The organism is Paraburkholderia ginsengiterrae (assembly GCF_001645125.1).
In the GTDB taxonomy this organism is placed as follows: Bacteria; Pseudomonadota; Gammaproteobacteria; order Burkholderiales; family Burkholderiaceae; genus Paraburkholderia; species Paraburkholderia ginsengiterrae.
Genome location: NZ_LXKA01000307.1, coordinates 1 through 432, shown reverse-complemented (window position 1 = coordinate 432; position 432 = coordinate 1). Strand labels below are relative to the sequence as shown.

Below are 432 nucleotides of genomic sequence, written 5' to 3'. Positions count from 1 at the left end.
CATCCGGCGACAGCACATCGGCAAACACGATCACCTGTGGCCGCTCGCACCGCATCAGCACGCGCACGTCGCGATCGTGGGCACGGATGCCGTTGCCGCCCCCCACCGGCATCTCGTCGTCTTGATATGTTTGCTGCGCGGCTCTCGCCGGCGCGGCTTCACTCGCCTCACCCGCGTCTCACACGTGGCGGTCCGGCCTTTCTCCGTCGCCCTTGACCCCCTCCTCGCGCCCCGCGTCACCCTCCCACCTGCCCTGCCCCCTCACCCTCCGCCCCCCCACGCACATTCTCTCGCTCGCCTCTATCTGCACTGCTCCCCCGCCCATACGCCGACAGCCCACCGCCCCTGCCCCTCCTACCTCCCACCCCCCGCACTCCACACTCTCGCGCCTCCCCTCCTCCACGTCACCTACACTCCATCCTTACCCCTCTC

1 pseudogene is annotated in these 432 nt (G+C 69.4%); it reads right to left on the bottom strand.

Going from position 1 to position 432, the window contains the following annotated elements:
• Positions 1–163, bottom strand: a pseudogene (locus tag A6V37_RS42495) (2-oxoglutarate-dependent dioxygenase); the annotation flags it as partial.
• Positions 164–432: the final 269 nt, after the last annotated feature.